Source organism: Mesorhizobium quangtriensis (assembly GCF_040081925.1).
In the GTDB taxonomy this organism is placed as follows: Bacteria; Pseudomonadota; Alphaproteobacteria; order Rhizobiales; family Rhizobiaceae; genus Mesorhizobium_K; species Mesorhizobium_K quangtriensis.
In genome coordinates, this window is record NZ_JBEBMF010000001.1 from 1,265,371 (window position 1) to 1,278,998 (window position 13,628).

The 13,628-nt window shown below is 64.5% G+C and carries 14 protein-coding genes and 1 tRNA gene; 5 read left to right on the forward strand and 10 right to left on the reverse strand.

Annotated features, from left to right (window positions below; translation table 11 throughout):
- Positions 1-17 precede the first annotated feature (17 nt).
- Positions 18-1,121, forward strand: a complete 1,104-nt coding sequence (locus tag ABMA32_RS06175) for a 2'-deoxycytidine 5'-triphosphate deaminase (RefSeq protein ID WP_349013344.1) — start codon at positions 18-20, stop codon at positions 1,119-1,121.
- A 53-nt stretch (positions 1,122-1,174) separates the two neighbouring features.
- Here ABMA32_RS06175 and ABMA32_RS06180 read toward each other — a convergent pair.
- Positions 1,175-1,248 (reverse strand) — tRNA-Gly (locus ABMA32_RS06180).
- An 88-nt stretch (positions 1,249-1,336) separates the two neighbouring features.
- Between ABMA32_RS06180 and clcA the strand changes: the two genes are divergently transcribed.
- The gene (gene clcA / locus ABMA32_RS06185) at positions 1,337-2,659 is read left to right on the forward strand and encodes a H(+)/Cl(-) exchange transporter ClcA (protein WP_349012834.1); all 1,323 of its coding nucleotides are present in this window, start codon (positions 1,337-1,339) and stop codon (positions 2,657-2,659) included.
- A 124-nt stretch (positions 2,660-2,783) separates the two neighbouring features.
- Here the strand turns inward: clcA and ABMA32_RS06190 are convergent, their stop codons facing one another.
- The 3 genes from ABMA32_RS06190 to ABMA32_RS06200 form a co-directional block, all read right to left on the reverse strand.
- Positions 2,784-4,157: a glutamate--cysteine ligase gene (locus ABMA32_RS06190; RefSeq protein ID WP_349012835.1), complete on the reverse strand. Its 1,374-nt coding sequence runs from the start codon at positions 4,155-4,157 to the stop codon at positions 2,784-2,786.
- 107 nt (positions 4,158-4,264) lie between these two features.
- On the reverse strand, positions 4,265-4,999 hold the full coding sequence (locus ABMA32_RS06195; protein ID WP_349012836.1) for a 16S rRNA (uracil(1498)-N(3))-methyltransferase: 735 nt from the start codon (positions 4,997-4,999) through the stop codon (positions 4,265-4,267).
- 33 nt (positions 5,000-5,032) lie between these two features.
- A complete protein-coding gene (locus ABMA32_RS06200) occupies positions 5,033-5,698 on the reverse strand; it encodes a hypothetical protein (RefSeq protein ID WP_349012837.1) in 666 nt (221 codons plus the stop codon).
- Positions 5,699-5,766: 68 nt separating this feature from the next.
- Between ABMA32_RS06200 and ABMA32_RS06205 the strand changes: the two genes are divergently transcribed.
- Positions 5,767-6,489, forward strand: a complete 723-nt coding sequence (locus ABMA32_RS06205) for a type 1 glutamine amidotransferase (protein ID WP_349012838.1) — start codon at positions 5,767-5,769, stop codon at positions 6,487-6,489.
- Positions 6,490-6,606: 117 nt separating this feature from the next.
- Positions 6,607-6,843, forward strand: a complete 237-nt coding sequence (locus ABMA32_RS06210) for a hypothetical protein (RefSeq protein ID WP_349012839.1) — start codon at positions 6,607-6,609, stop codon at positions 6,841-6,843.
- A 3-nt stretch (positions 6,844-6,846) separates the two neighbouring features.
- Here the strand turns inward: ABMA32_RS06210 and ABMA32_RS06215 are convergent, their stop codons facing one another.
- Positions 6,847-7,479: a DNA-3-methyladenine glycosylase I gene (locus ABMA32_RS06215; protein ID WP_349012840.1), complete on the reverse strand. Its 633-nt coding sequence runs from the start codon at positions 7,477-7,479 to the stop codon at positions 6,847-6,849.
- Between the two features lie 206 nt (positions 7,480-7,685).
- Between ABMA32_RS06215 and ABMA32_RS06220 the strand changes: the two genes are divergently transcribed.
- Positions 7,686-8,462: a L,D-transpeptidase gene (locus ABMA32_RS06220; protein WP_349012841.1), complete on the forward strand. Its 777-nt coding sequence runs from the start codon at positions 7,686-7,688 to the stop codon at positions 8,460-8,462.
- A 97-nt stretch (positions 8,463-8,559) separates the two neighbouring features.
- Here ABMA32_RS06220 and glcF read toward each other — a convergent pair whose 3' ends face one another.
- From glcF to ABMA32_RS06245, 5 genes are all read right to left on the reverse strand, one after another.
- Positions 8,560-9,858 carry a glycolate oxidase subunit GlcF gene (gene glcF, locus ABMA32_RS06225; RefSeq protein WP_349012842.1) on the reverse strand — a complete coding sequence of 433 codons (1,299 nt, stop codon included), beginning with the start codon at positions 9,856-9,858 and terminating at the stop codon, positions 8,560-8,562.
- 13 nt (positions 9,859-9,871) lie between these two features.
- Positions 9,872-10,249: a DUF4870 family protein gene (locus ABMA32_RS06230; RefSeq protein WP_349012843.1), complete on the reverse strand. Its 378-nt coding sequence runs from the start codon at positions 10,247-10,249 to the stop codon at positions 9,872-9,874.
- Positions 10,246-11,508, reverse strand: coding sequence for an FAD-binding protein (locus tag ABMA32_RS06235; protein ID WP_349012844.1), 1,263 nt, complete (start codon positions 11,506-11,508; stop codon positions 10,246-10,248). Before ABMA32_RS06235 ends, ABMA32_RS06230 begins: the two co-directional genes overlap by 4 nt.
- 79 nt (positions 11,509-11,587) lie before the next feature.
- Positions 11,588-11,941, reverse strand: a complete 354-nt coding sequence (locus ABMA32_RS06240; RefSeq protein WP_425475477.1) for an endonuclease domain-containing protein — start codon at positions 11,939-11,941, stop codon at positions 11,588-11,590.
- A 155-nt stretch (positions 11,942-12,096) separates the two neighbouring features.
- The gene (locus ABMA32_RS06245) at positions 12,097-13,593 is read right to left on the reverse strand and encodes an FAD-linked oxidase C-terminal domain-containing protein (protein WP_349012846.1); all 1,497 of its coding nucleotides are present in this window, start codon (positions 13,591-13,593) and stop codon (positions 12,097-12,099) included.
- Between the last annotated feature and the right edge of the window lie 35 nt (positions 13,594-13,628).

The following is a 13,628-nucleotide window of genomic DNA, read 5'->3' on the forward strand; positions in this document are numbered from 1 at the left end:
CATGATGCTGCATGGAGATGAACCGCTTGCGCCAGACAGGCATCCTGCCCGACACAGATATCGCCGCGCTTTTTCAGTCCGGCGCGCTCGCGAGCCGTCGTCCGCTCGATCCCGACCAGATACAGCCGGCCAGCCTTGATCTCAGGCTTGGCGAAAAGGCATGGCGCGTGCGCGCCAGCTTCCTGCCGGGGCCGAACAGCAATGTCGCCGACAAGCTCGATCGCCTGCAACTCCACGAGATCGACCTTGCCAATGGCGCGGTACTTGAGACCGGCTGCGTCTATATCGTGCCGCTACTCGAGACGCTGAACCTACCGGCCGGCATCTCCGCTTCGGCCAATCCGAAAAGCTCGACCGGCCGGCTCGACATCTTCACGCGCGTCATGACCGACCATGGCCGGGAGTTTGACAAGATCGCGCCGGGCTACACCGGGCCGCTCTATCTCGAAGTCAGTCCACGCACCTTCCCGATCGTCGTGCGCGCCGGCTCGCGCCTGTCGCAGATACGTTTCCGCACCGGCAACGCCCTGCTGTCGGAAGGCGAACTCGAAATCCTCCATCGCGCCGAGACGCTTGTCGCGACAGATCCGCCCAACATTTCCGGCGGCGGCATCGCGCTCTCCATCGACCTCAGCGGCGAGCGAGGCGCGCTGATCGGCTATCGCGGCAAGCACCACACCGGGCTGGTTGATGTCGACAAGCGCGCTGCGCACCACGTGCTCGATTTCTGGGAACCGCTCTACGCCCACGGGGCGCCGGAACTCGTGCTGGACCCGGACGAGTTCTACATCCTCGTCAGCAACGAAGCCGTCCACGTCCCGCCGCTCTACGCCGCCGAGATGACACCCTACGACCCGCTGGTCGGCGAATTCCGCGTGCACTATGCAGGCTTCTTCGACCCAGGCTTCGGCCATTCGGCCGCCGGCGGTACGGGCAGCCGCGCGGTGCTGGAAGTGCGCAGCCACGAGGTGCCCTTCATCCTCGAACACGGCCAGATCGTCGGCCGTCTTGTATACGAGCATATGCTGGATCGCCCGAAGGCGCTTTACGGGACTGACCTCGGCTCCAACTACCAGGCGCAGGGCCTGAAGCTGTCGAAGCACTTCCGGGGCCCCGATTGAAGACAAGTGGCTCGCCATCGCAGGGCAGCAGTTATGATATCGTAAGGTTGGTCTGGAGCGGGTAGCGGGAATCGAACCCGCACAGCTAGCTTGGGAAGCTAGAGCGCTACCACTACACCATACCCGCGCTGGCGACTGAGTATCACGGCCGGCAAGGGGTGCGCAATCGGGGTCGTTTCGCCGAATGAGGACATCAGCTTGGAAGTGACCCGTTCATGATGTCCCCGATTGCAGAAAGGCGCGGCGTCGGTGATCTGCTGTTTTTCCTGGTGGCGATCGTCGTCGGGCTGATAACCGGCTTCCTCGGCACCGCCCTGCGGTTCGGCGATGAAAATGCGCATGTCTGGCCCGACTTCGTCTCCGGACTAACAGGCGATCAAACGGCGCTTCACCTCCTCGTCGTCGGGCTGACGACCGCGCTCATGGTCGTCGCCGCTGTATGGCTGGTCAGGGCTTTCGCGCCGGAAGCGGCCGGCTCCGGCATCCAGGAGATCGAAGGAGCGATGGCGGACGAACGCGAAATCCACTGGGCGCGCATTCTGCCGGTCAAGTTCTTCGGCGGCTTGCTGGCGCTGGGCTCCGGCCTGGTGGTGGGCAGGGAAGGGCCGACCATGCATATCGGCGCGGCGGTCGCGAAGGCCGTGTCGGGCTGGTTCAAGTTTTCGCGGCTTGATCTGCATGCGCTGCTCGCTGCTGGTGCGGGAGCCGGTCTGGCCGCTGCGTTCAACGCGCCGCTGGCAGGAGTGCTGTTCGTCCTGGAGGAAACCCGCAAACAGTTCCCGCACAGTTTTCGCAGCTACTCGGCCGTCATTCTGGCAACCGTGGCCAGCGTCACCCTGAGCAGCATCATCGCCGGCGGCGAGCCGTTGATGACGATGGACTCGTCGGCGATTCCGCTGTCCATGCTACCGGCTTTTGCAGGACTGGGAGTTGTCCTCGGGCTGGCGGGCACGGCTTTCAACACGTCTCTCGTCTGGTCGCTCGACCGCGCGCAGGCTCTCGGCCAAAGGTTTTCTTTCTATCTGCTGCCGGCAATCGCCGGTTTTGCCGTCGGAACCCTGCTCGTGTTGTTTCCGGACGCCACCCGCGGCGGCGAAACCCTGTCGGTCGAACTGGTCGCGAAGAACCTGCCCTTGGTCACGATTGCCGGGCTTGTCGCTGTCAGGTTTCTGATGACGATGGTCAGTTACTCGACTGGCGTTCCCGGCGGAATCTTCGCGCCGATACTGGGGCTCGCCACCACGATCGGCCTGTTCTACGGCGCGGTGCTGGAGTTTGCATTTGCCCTGCCTCCGGGCGCTTCCGTAGCGCTTGCCGCAGCCGCCATGGGAGGGTTGTTTGCAGCGACGGTGCAGGCTCCGCTGGTGGGGATAATTCTGGTGGCGGAGCTTACCGGCGCATACTCCCTCGTCTTGCCGGTCATGCTGACCACCGTCGTGGCGAGGGTCGTGGCGGTGAGCCTGGGTACCCGGCCGATCTACGAAGTGCTCCTGGAGCGCACTCTCGCTCTTTCCGGACGGCCTACAGGCGAACGCTGACCTCGTCGAGCGCTTGCTTCTGCAAGCTCGCGCACTTCCGACGCATCGCGACACGCTACGAAAAGCCTCGCAGCAATGGCCATCGCATCAGCGCGACTGCGGATGCCGACTATAAGTCTAGTGCCTAGTAAGCGTATTCGAGGAAGACCGGCTCGATCGAGCCGCCCCAGCGCGTATGATAGGCGCTGAGCATCTCCTCGGCACTGGTCGTGCCGCGCGCCACCACTTCGTCCAGCGTGGTCAGGAAGGAGGTCTCGTCATAACCGTCGCGGTTCTTGCGGCCGCGATTTTTCAAGCCCTGTCGCGTCAGAGCCAGCACCTCGCGCGCGATCTCGATCAGTTCCCGTCCGCGGAATTCGGCGCGGATGCCCTTCGCCGGCACGTTGTTGCGCAGCCTATTGACCTCGGCGAAGGTCCAGTCGCGTGTCAGCGCTTCGGCTGCCTCCAGCGTCGTCTGGTCGTAAAGTAGCCCGACCCAGAAGGCGGGCAGCGCGCAGATGCGCCGCCACGGGCCGCCGTCGGCGCCGCGCATTTCGAGGAAGCGCTTCAGGCGCACATCGGGAAACAATGTCGAGAGGTGGTTGGCCCAGTCGCCCATGGTGGGCATGCCGTCCGGCACCTCGTCGCGCGCCCCGCCGGCCATGAACTGCCGGAAGGTGTAGCGCGTCATATCGATGTAGTGACCGTCGCGAATGACGAAATACATCGGCACATCGAGCGCCCAGTCGACATAGTCAAAGAAGCCGAAATTATCAGAGAAACAGAACTCCTTGAGGCCGGACCGCTGGTTGTCTGTGTCGCGCCAGATGTCGCCGCGCCAGGACAGCAGTCCGTTCGGATGTCCCTCGGTGAAGGGCGAGTTGGCGAACAGCGCGGTCGCCAGCGGCTGCAGCTTCAGCGAAACCTGCATCTTTCGCCGCATGTCCGCCTCGCTCTCGAAATCGAGGTTCACCTGGATCGTGCAGGTGCGATACATCATGTCGAGGCCCTGTCTGCCGACCTTGGGCATGTAGCGGGTCATGATCTCATAGCGCGACTTCGGCATTTTCGGCGTCTCGGCCAGCGACCATTTCGGGCTGCCACCGAGGCCGAGGAAACGGATGCCGAGCGGCTCGGCGATCTCGCGCACCTGCGCCAGATGCGCGTTGCCCTCTCGGCAGGTCTGGTGGATCGTTTCCAGCGGCGCGCCTGAAAGCTCGAATTGACCGCCCGGCTCCAGGCTGATTGCGCCCTGTCCGGTCGGCTCCACCAGCCCGATGATGCGGCCGGCATCCATGATCGGGTCCCAGCCGAGCTTCTGCTGCATGCCTTCGAGGATGGCCCGGATGCCGCGCTCGCCGCCGTACGGAACCGGTGCGTGCCCATCGACATAGAAGGGGAACTTCTCGTGCTCGGTGCCGATCCGCCATTTGTCGCGCGGCTTGTTGCCGGCAGCGAGATAGGCGACAAGTTCGTCGATGCTCTCGATCGGCTGAAAATCGGTGGTGTCGCGCGCCATGCAGTTCCCCTAGGAGCGGTTTCTACCGCTGACCGCGCGCTTGATGGCCGAAATGACAGGATCGGATCAAGCGAATTCTGCTGATCCAGCATTCAGGCGGATTGCGCCTACCAATCACCCACCGTTGCCTGGATGACTGCCAGCGCCGCCACAGCCGCCGTATCCGCCCGCAGGATGCGCGGCCCAAGCGGGATCGCCGTCACGAAGGGGAGGGCGCGCAGTTGCCGCCGTTCCTCCTCCGAAAACCCGCCTTCCGGTCCCACCAGCAGCCCGAGCTTCTTCTCGGAAATACCCTGCAAGGCGGTGAGCGGATTGTTGGTGGTGGCGCTTTCGTCGCAAAAGATCAGGCGGCGGTCTTTTTCCCAGCCGGCAATAAGGGTCGAGAACTTCTGTGCCTCGCGCACCTCCGGCACGGCGAGGATGCCGCACTGTTCGGCCGCCTCCATCACATTGGCCTTCAGGCGGTCCGTGCCGATCTTCGCAAGCTGCGTGTGCTGCGTGATGACCGGCTGCAACACGCCCGCGCCCATCTCGACGGCCTTCTGCACCAGATAGTCCAGCCTGCCGACCTTCAGCGGTGCGAAACAGTAAACGAGGTCCGGCAAGGGATTCTGCGGCCGCGTTTGCTCGACTATGGCCAGCCGCACCGCCTTCTTGCCCTTGGCGGCGACGCGCGCCAGCCACTCGCCGTCACCCCCGTTGAAGACGAGCAGTTCGCCGCCCTCGGCCATGCGCAGCACGTTCGCCAGGTAGTGGCTCTGCTCCGGTGTCAGCTCGAAAGACGATCCGGCAGCGAGATCGTCAGTTACGAAAAGACGTTTCAGAGTGTAGTTTGCGCGCATGGAGACGAGACATGCGGCAGCCGCGTTTGGCGGTCAAGATGTCTGGCTGAAGGCGCTCGGGTGCCAGATCGGGTTGAAGCCTTCGCGTAGCACGGCGATTGTCGTTGCCGGGGTGATGGCCGAGACTTTCCTTCCGCCGAATGCGGAAAGTGGAACACTGTCGCCATAACCATCGAACGACCAAGGCAACGCCCGACCTCCGCCCAATGCATAGGCAGTGCGCCCGCTCTGAATCATGGTTCCGTCAGGAAGACCGATCGTCTCCGTCATCCCCTGGGATGACGACGGTGGGACGTCACGCGTCGACGCAAGCCGCTCGGCGTGCAGCCGCGCGTCCATCATCTGCACTGTTGGCTTCGTAACCCCGAACGCGCGTCCGAACGCGCCAGCATACGCCTTCGCGGCTTCGCGCCTGCATTCGAAGCAGGGCCGATGCCCCGCTGCCAGAGAGGTTACCTCGTCAAGAAAGAAGAGCTCGGTCCAGCCTGCACCGCCGTTGCGGCCGTTATAGCCCATCACCTCTCGCCGCCGCCCCTTGTACGCACAGGCGCATATGATCCAGGCCTTCGTCGTCCAGCGGCGGCCGGTCAGCGTCTTCGTCGCAGGATCGTGGATGATGCCGCGATTTCCCGTGAACAGACCGCGCGCGGCGACCCCATGGATTTGGCCGAAAGGATCGACACGGTTTTGCAACGACATGGCTCTGGAAATCTGCTCGCCTTCGCATCATGATGCCACCCGAAATCGTCATATCATGCGGAGCGGTCATGCGGGTGCTGGTGGTCCAGAATTTCGACGACGAGGGCATCGGCCAGCTCGCCTCAGCGTTCGACGAAGCCGGCGCGATCGTCGATGTTCGCAGGCCATACGCCGGCGACGACTTGCCGGCCGGCGACGTTTACGATGCGTTGGTCGTCCTCGGCGGCCCCCAGAATGCGCGCGACGATGCCGGCAGTCCGTATTTCCCGCAGCTCCTCGGAATGATGCGCGAGTTCGGAAACGACGGCCGCTCGGTTCTGGGCATATGCCTCGGCAGCCAGTTGCTGGCGCGGGCCTATGATGCCGACAACATCATCGGCGGCGCAGATGAGTTCGGCTGGTGCGCCGTGACGCGAACGGGCGAGGGTGCGATCGATGCCGTTCTTGCCGCCGCGCCCGACAGTTTCCTCATCTTCCAGTGGCATGAGGATACCTTCACCCTGCCTCCCGGTGCGACGCGCCTCGCTGGTAGTGATGTCGCCGCCAATCAGGCGTTCCGCGTTGGCCGCGCTGCCTATGGCATCCAGTTTCACTTCGAGGCCGACCAGGCTCATGTTCGCCACTGGAACGAGGCTTTCGCGGAGTCCCTGAAGGCGCACCAGCCCGGCTGGCTGGAGGGCTACGAAGAGGAAGCCGCGCGCCACGGCCCAACTGCGGACGCCGTCGGGCTCGCGATCGCGCGGGCATGGGTGGCGACAATTGCGGTGGGAGCGAAGTCGAAGGCGGCTTGAATACAGGCCGAACGCAACAAAACTGCCCGGTTTTGAAACAATCCTGCCGCCATTGCGGCATGCTCCGGTCACAATCGGCCACGATAAGCCCCGGTATAGGGTTTCGGGGACCGAATCATGTCGTACCAGCAGGATCAGACGCGAGGCTTTCTCGCCATGCGCGCGGCGGACACCGCTGCGCGATCGTCCGTGCAACTCGCTGCGGGTCCGTTCGACGTTCCGACCGAGCGCCGCTCGGCCGAGACGATGACCCTTGCCGACGCCCTCGTCACCGGCCTGCTCGTGATCTATCCGGTTCTTGCGACCGTCGCCGTCATCGCCGTCGGACTCTTCCTGTCGGCCCCGATAGCGTGAGCGTCACTTCGGCCGCTTGAGCTTGCCTCGTGCTTTCTCGACTTCGCCCCGGCAATAGCAGCCCTCGACATGGTCGTTGACCATGCCCATCGCCTGCATGAAGGCATAGACCGTCGTCGGGCCGACAAAAGTCCAGCCGCGCTTCTTCAATTCCTTTGAGATGCGCGTCGATGTCGGCGACGTCGGCATGGCTTTCAGCGTCGCCCAGTCGAGCTTTTTCGGCCGCTCTTCCGGTCTGGGTTCGAACGACCAGAACCACGCCGCCAGCGATCCCTTCTCGGCAACCATCTCCTGGGCCCGCTTGGCGTTGTTGATGGTCGAGACGATCTTGCCGCGATGGCGCACGATGCCGGTATCCCCGAGCAGCCGCTCGATATCCTTGTCCGTAAACTTTGCAATTCTGTCGAAGTCGAAGCCGGCGAAGGCGGCGCGGAAGTTCTCGCGTTTCCTCAGGATGGTGAGCCATGAGAGGCCGGACTGGAAGCCTTCCAGGCAGATCTTCTCGAACAGCCTGATGTCGTCGGTGACGGGACGTCCCCACTCGCGGTCGTGATAGTCGAGATAGTCCGGCAGGTTGCCGTGCCAGGCGCAGCGTGTCTTTCCGTCCGCGCCCTCGATCAATCCCGCCGTCGCCATTTCCTGCCTCGTCACTCGTCTTTACGCGGCCTTTACCAGATTCCTGAACCGCCCGGTAACCACACCAAAAGGTTTACTGACAAACGCGCGTTTGAAGCATTCCGATTCACCATTCGGTTGCCGCTCGCCGCCAACATGGCCGGCAGAAGCGAGGCGCAGTCCCCGCCTTGTTTGAGTGAGCCCCGTTTGAGTGATGAGTGCGTGAGATGAAAAGAGTTCTTCTGCCTGCCGTCGCGGCCGCGCTGGTCGTATCGGTCCTGCCGGCTTCCGCAAACGATCGCTACGCCGAGCGTCCGCCGGTCGTCGTCAGCCCCGACCTGTCCGCGCCATGGCTCCTGCAGCTTGGACACAAACCGGGCAGGGTCGCGTTGAAGAACTCGCGCAGGGCATTCCCGAACGAGCCCGACACCCCCCGCAGATTGTCCGCCCACGACAGCGTGCGGCGTCTGATGGGCGGCGGTCAGGCGGACCAGGTCCGTACCGCGGCCGTCGCGCCGCAGGAAAAGCGCGCCGTCAGCAACCAGTTGAATCCGATGTACCTGCCGCAGGACGTTGCCTACAGCGGCGGCGAACCGGCCGGCACCATCATCATCGATACGGTCGAGAACTTCCTCTACCTCGTCGAGCCGGGCGGCATGGCCCGCCGTTATGGCGTCGGCACCGGCAAGCCCGGTTTCGAATGGGCCGGCACGCACAAGGTGACGCGCAAGGCCGAGTGGCCGGACTGGCGTCCGCCTGCGGAAATGATCGCCCGCGAGCGCGCCCGTGGCAGGATCCTGCCGGCGCATATGGCAGGCGGGCCAGAGAATCCGCTTGGCGCCCGCGCCCTCTATCTCGGCTCAACGCTCTACCGCATCCACGGCACCAACCAGCCCTGGACGATAGGGCAAGCCGTGTCGTCGGGCTGCATCCGCATGCGCAACGAAGATGTCGTCGAACTCTACGAACGCGTTGGCGTCGGCACCAAGGTCGTCGTCATGTAATTCTGGTTCTAGGCGTCGGGGGACGGGCCGCGCGCGGGGGCGCTGGCCTGCCGGCAAGGGCGGAGCGGCAAAACAACAGCCGCCCGCCCTTACTCTTTCAGATACCCGCCGGCTTCTTGCCGCCATAAGCCCAGTCGAGCAGTTCGACCGTGTGCACCACCGGCAACTTCGCGGCGGAAGCGATCTGCGTGATGCAGCCGATGTTGCCGGTCGCCACCAGCGCCGCGCCTGTCGCCTCGATGTTCTTCACCTTGCGGTCGCGCAGCTTCGCGGAAATCTCCGGCTGCATGATGTTGTAGGTGCCGGCCGACCCGCAGCACAGGTGCCCCTCGCGCGGTTCCTTTACTGTGAAGCCGGCCTTCGCCAGCAGGTCCTTCGGCTGGCGGGTGATCTTCTGGCCGTGCTGCATGGAGCAGGCCGAATGATAGGCGACGGTCAGTTCCGGCTTCACCGTCGGTTCGGGCATGTCGAGCGTCGCCAGAAATTCGGTCACGTCCTTCGCCAGCGCCGAGACCCGCGCCGCCTTCTGTGCATAGGCGGCGTCCAGCCGTAGCATGAAGCCATAATCCTTGATGGTCGTGCCGCAGCCGGATGCGGTGATGATCACGGCATCCAGCCCGCCGTTCTCGATCTCGGCGGTCCATGCGTCGACGTTCTGCCGCGCTGAGACAAGTGCGGCTTCCTCGCGCCCCATGTGGTGGACAAGCGAGCCGCAGCACGTCTCGCCTTTCGGCACCACGACCTCGACACCGAGCCGCGTCAGAAGCGAGATCGTCGCGTCGTTGATACCGGGATCGAGAACGGCCTGCGCACAGCCGGTCAGCAGAGCCACGCGCTTCTTGCGCGTCCCCGCCGCCTTGTGCAGGCCGGGCGCCGAATTCTTCGAGCGCCTCGGCACCGAGCCCGGCGCCAGCTTCAGCATTGCCGATAGCGGTTTCAGCGCCGGCAGCGCCTCGAACAGTCCCGCAAACGGCCGCCCGATCTTCGCCAGCATCAGCGCCGCGCGGAACCGGGCAGGGTAGGGCAGTACGGCGGCCAGCAGCGAACGGATCGCGCGGTCCGCGAAGGGCCGCTTGTAGGTCTGCTCGATATGCGCCCGCGCATGGTCGACCAGATGCATGTAGTTCACGCCCGACGGGCATGTCGTCATGCAGGACAGGCAGGACAGGCAGCGGTCGATATGCGTGACGATCTGCTCGTCCGCCGGCCTGCCGTTCTCCAGCATGTCCTTGATCAGGTAGATGCGCCCACGCGGGCTGTCGAGCTCGTTGCCCAGCGTCACATAGGTCGGGCACGTCGCGGTGCAGAACCCGCAATGCACGCATTTGCGGAGAATCTTTTCCGATTCCTCGACATGCGGATCGGCAAGCTGTTCGGCGGTGAAGGTGGTTTGCACGCGGATGCGATTCCTAGATCAGCCAGCTTTCCGGCTTCTTGATAGGCTCGCCGCGCTGCAGCGCCTGGATGCCGATGATGCAGCGGACGATGAACCAGACGGCAACCGCGAAGGCGAGGACGAAGCCGATGATGACAAACATCAGCACGAACGAGATCAGCGCATAGAGCAGCCCGATCCAGAAGGTACGAATCTGCCAGGTATAGTGGCTCTCCACGAAGCCGCCTGCCTTGCCGCGGTTCACATAGGCGATGACAAGCCCGATCAGGCCTGTGACGCCGATGACCATCCCGACAAGATAGAGCACGTAGACCACCAGCGCGTTGGTCTGGCCCGGCTCCAGCCAGCGGTCCGTCTGGCGCGAGGTGGGGGGCGGAGGGGTCTCGGTCATTGCACGCTCTCCTCTGTTGCTGGCGCGAGGTTAGCAGAGTCGGCGACACGCGCCATGCGTCCCGGATTGAACAGGCCTTTCGGATCGAACTCCGCCTTGACCCTTGCCGACAGCCTGGCCAACGCGGGCGCTTCCGGCTCGAACGCCGGCACGGCCGAACGCCATGCGGGGCTTGCCCGCATCAGCGTCGCGTGGCCGCCGCCGAACTGGCGCAGAAGTGCGCGCAGCGCGTCGGCTTCCGGCTCGGCCTCCATGCGCAGCCAAGCGAGGCCGCCCTGCCAGTCGTAGAAGGCATCGCACCCGGCATGCATGCGCAGCGCCAGCACGAGCCTGTGGGCTTCCGACGGCGTCATTGAGACGCGCCATACCGGCCGCCATGTGCCGTCGGCGAAAGGAGCGCAGTCGCGTATGTCGCGCCAGAGCAGTTTTGATTCCCGCCCCGAGGTTTCGTCGACCGGGCCGGCATTCCCAAGCAGGCTCTTCAGAGTCTCGACTCGCGATGTCACCGACGGCCCGAAACCCTCGACGCGCAGCAGTGTCGCCGGATCGGAGCCTCGCAGACTGCCCGCCACGCGCTCGGTCACCCCGTAGGGCAGGTGGGCCGCGCCCGAAACTTCGGCGCTCGATCCCAAGGCGAGCGCCATCGCGGCGGTCCCCATCTCGTCCGTCAGGCCGCGTATGGCGAGCGTCGTTTCGGTCTCGGCCGAAGGCAGAACTTTGACCGTCACATCGGTCATAACGCCGAGCGTGCCCCAGGAGCCCGCCATCAGCTTGGAGAGATCGTAGCCGGTGACATTTTTCACCACGCGCCCGCCCGACTTGAAGGTCTCGCCGCGTCCGGAGACGACATTGACGCCGAGGATGTGGTCTCGCGCCGCGCCCGCCGTCAGCCGGCGCGGCCCCGAGAGATTGGCGGCCATCGTCCCGCCGATCGTACCACCCTTGCCGCCGCGCGTGTCGTGCGCCAGCAGGCGCGAGCAGTCCATCGGCTCGAAGGCCAGCTGCTGCCGGTTCTGCGCCAGCAGGCTCTCGATGTCGGCGACCGGCGTCCCGGCCTTGGCCGACAGCACCAGTTCCTCTGGCTCATACAGCGTCACGCCCGACATCGCCGAAAGATCGATCGCATGCTCGCATTGCAACGGATGCCCGATACCGCGCTTCGAGCCATGCCCGACAATCTCGACAGGCGCCTCCTCCGAAATCGCCCACTGCACAGCCTCGGCCACGTCCGATGCGGTGAAGGGAAGGAAGGTGGTCATGTAGTGCTTCCTTGATTCCTCGCCCCCGCAACGCGGGGGAGAGGTGGCGCGCGAAGCGCGACGGAGAGGGGGACCGCCACTACTTTTCTCCCTCGCCGCCAGCAGCAAAAACAAACCTCATGTCCGAAGCAAATGTATCCTCGCTCAATCGTCCTTCCAGTGCCGCAAGAATAGTGGCGCAGACCGCCTCAATGTCCTTCAGCACATCCACATTCCACATCCTAAGCACCGAATATCCTGCGGTACGCATGAACTCATCTCGCTTGCGGTCATATTTGCTATCGGCATGCTGACTGCCGTCGATTTCGACAATCAGGCGCGAGGAACGACAGGCGAAGTCACCAAAGTACGGACCGATCGGCATCTGACGGACGAATTTATGTCCGCCAAGTTTCTTGGCCTTCAACTCATTCCAGAGGGTCGCCTCGGCCATATTGTCTCCGCGCCTGAGTTGGCGAGCGCGAGAAACCTTCGCTGGCGAACGCCTGCTGGGTAGATCGGGCTGCCCCCTCTCCGTCTCGGGCTTCGCCCGAGCCACCTCTCCCCCGCTTCGCAGGGGCGAGGAACCATGATCCCGAGACGCCGCCATCAAAACCTCGGGATGCTCGGGAACGGCAGCTTGCCGCCCGAGACATGCATGCGGCCGAGTTCCGCGCAGCGGCGCAGCTGTGGGAACACCTTGCCGGGGTTGAGCAGGTGATTGGGGTCGAAGGCGCATTTCACCCGCATCTGCTGGTCGAGGTCGATCTGGCTGAACATCTCGCCCATCAGGTCGCGCTTTTCGATGCCGACGCCGTGCTCGCCGGTCAGCACGCCGCCGACCTCGACGCAAAGCCGCAATATGTCCGCGCCGAACTGTTCGGCGCGGTCGAGTTCGCCCGGGTTGTTGGCGTCGAACAGGATGAGCGGATGCAGGTTGCCGTCGCCGGCGTGGAAGACGTTGGCGACGCGCAGGTCGTATTTCTCCGAGAGCGCGCGCATGCCGGCCAGTACGCGCGGCAGTTCCTTGCGCGGGATGGTGCCGTCCATGCAGATATAGTCCGGAGAGATGCGCCCCACGGCCGGAAACGCCGCCTTGCGCCCCGCCCAGAAGGCCAAGCGCTCTTCCTCCGATGTCGAGATGCGGCAGGTGGTCGAGCCGTTCTCATGCGCGATCGCCTCGACGCGGCCGATCAGGTGGTCGACCTCCACCAAAGGCCCGTCCAGCTCGACGATCAACAGCGCCTCAACATCGAGCGGATAGCCTACCCGGACGAAATCCTCTGCCGCCTTGATCGCCGGCCGGTCCATCATCTCCATGCCACCTGGGATGATGCCGGCGCCGATGATGTCGGCGACGCATTTGCCGCCCTGTTCGCTGGTCGGAAAGCCGATCAGCAGCGCGCGCGCCGTATCTGGCTTCTTCAGGATGCGCACGGTCACTTCCGTCACCACGCCAAGCAGCCCTTCCGAGCCGGTCATGACGCCGAGCAGGTCGTAGCCGCCGGCGTCGAGATGCTTGCCGCCAAGGCGGATCACCTCGCCGTCCATCAGCACCATCTCGATGCCGAGCACGTTGTTGGCCGTCAGCCCGTATTTCAGGCAGTGCACGCCGCCCGAATTCTCCGCGACATTGCCGCCGATGGAGCAGGCGATCTGGGAGGAGGGGTCGGGCGCATAGTAGAAGCTCTCTTCCTCCACCGCGCGCGTGATGCCGAGATTGGTCACGCCCGGCTGCACCACGACGCAGCGGTTCGGGTAGTCGATCTGCAGGATCCGGTTGAAGCGGCTCATCACCAGCAGCACCGCGTCCTCCAGCGGCAGCGCGCCGCCCGAAAGCCCGGTGCCGGAGCCGCGCGGCACGACCCGGATGCCGCGCTCGTTGCAGTACTTCAGGATGCGCGAAACCTGCGCCACCGTCTCGGGCAGCACGACGACCAGCGGCATCTGGCGATAGGCGGTCAGCCCGTCCGTCTCGAAGGCGCGCATCTCGTTGGCCGCGTCCACCACACCTTCGCCGGGGACGATGGTGCGCATGTCGGCCACGATCTCCGCGCGCCGCCGCAACGTCTCGCTGTCGGGCTTGGGCATCGCCAGACCGGACATCCATGTTCCTCCACAAGCTGGTAAAAACCTTTTAC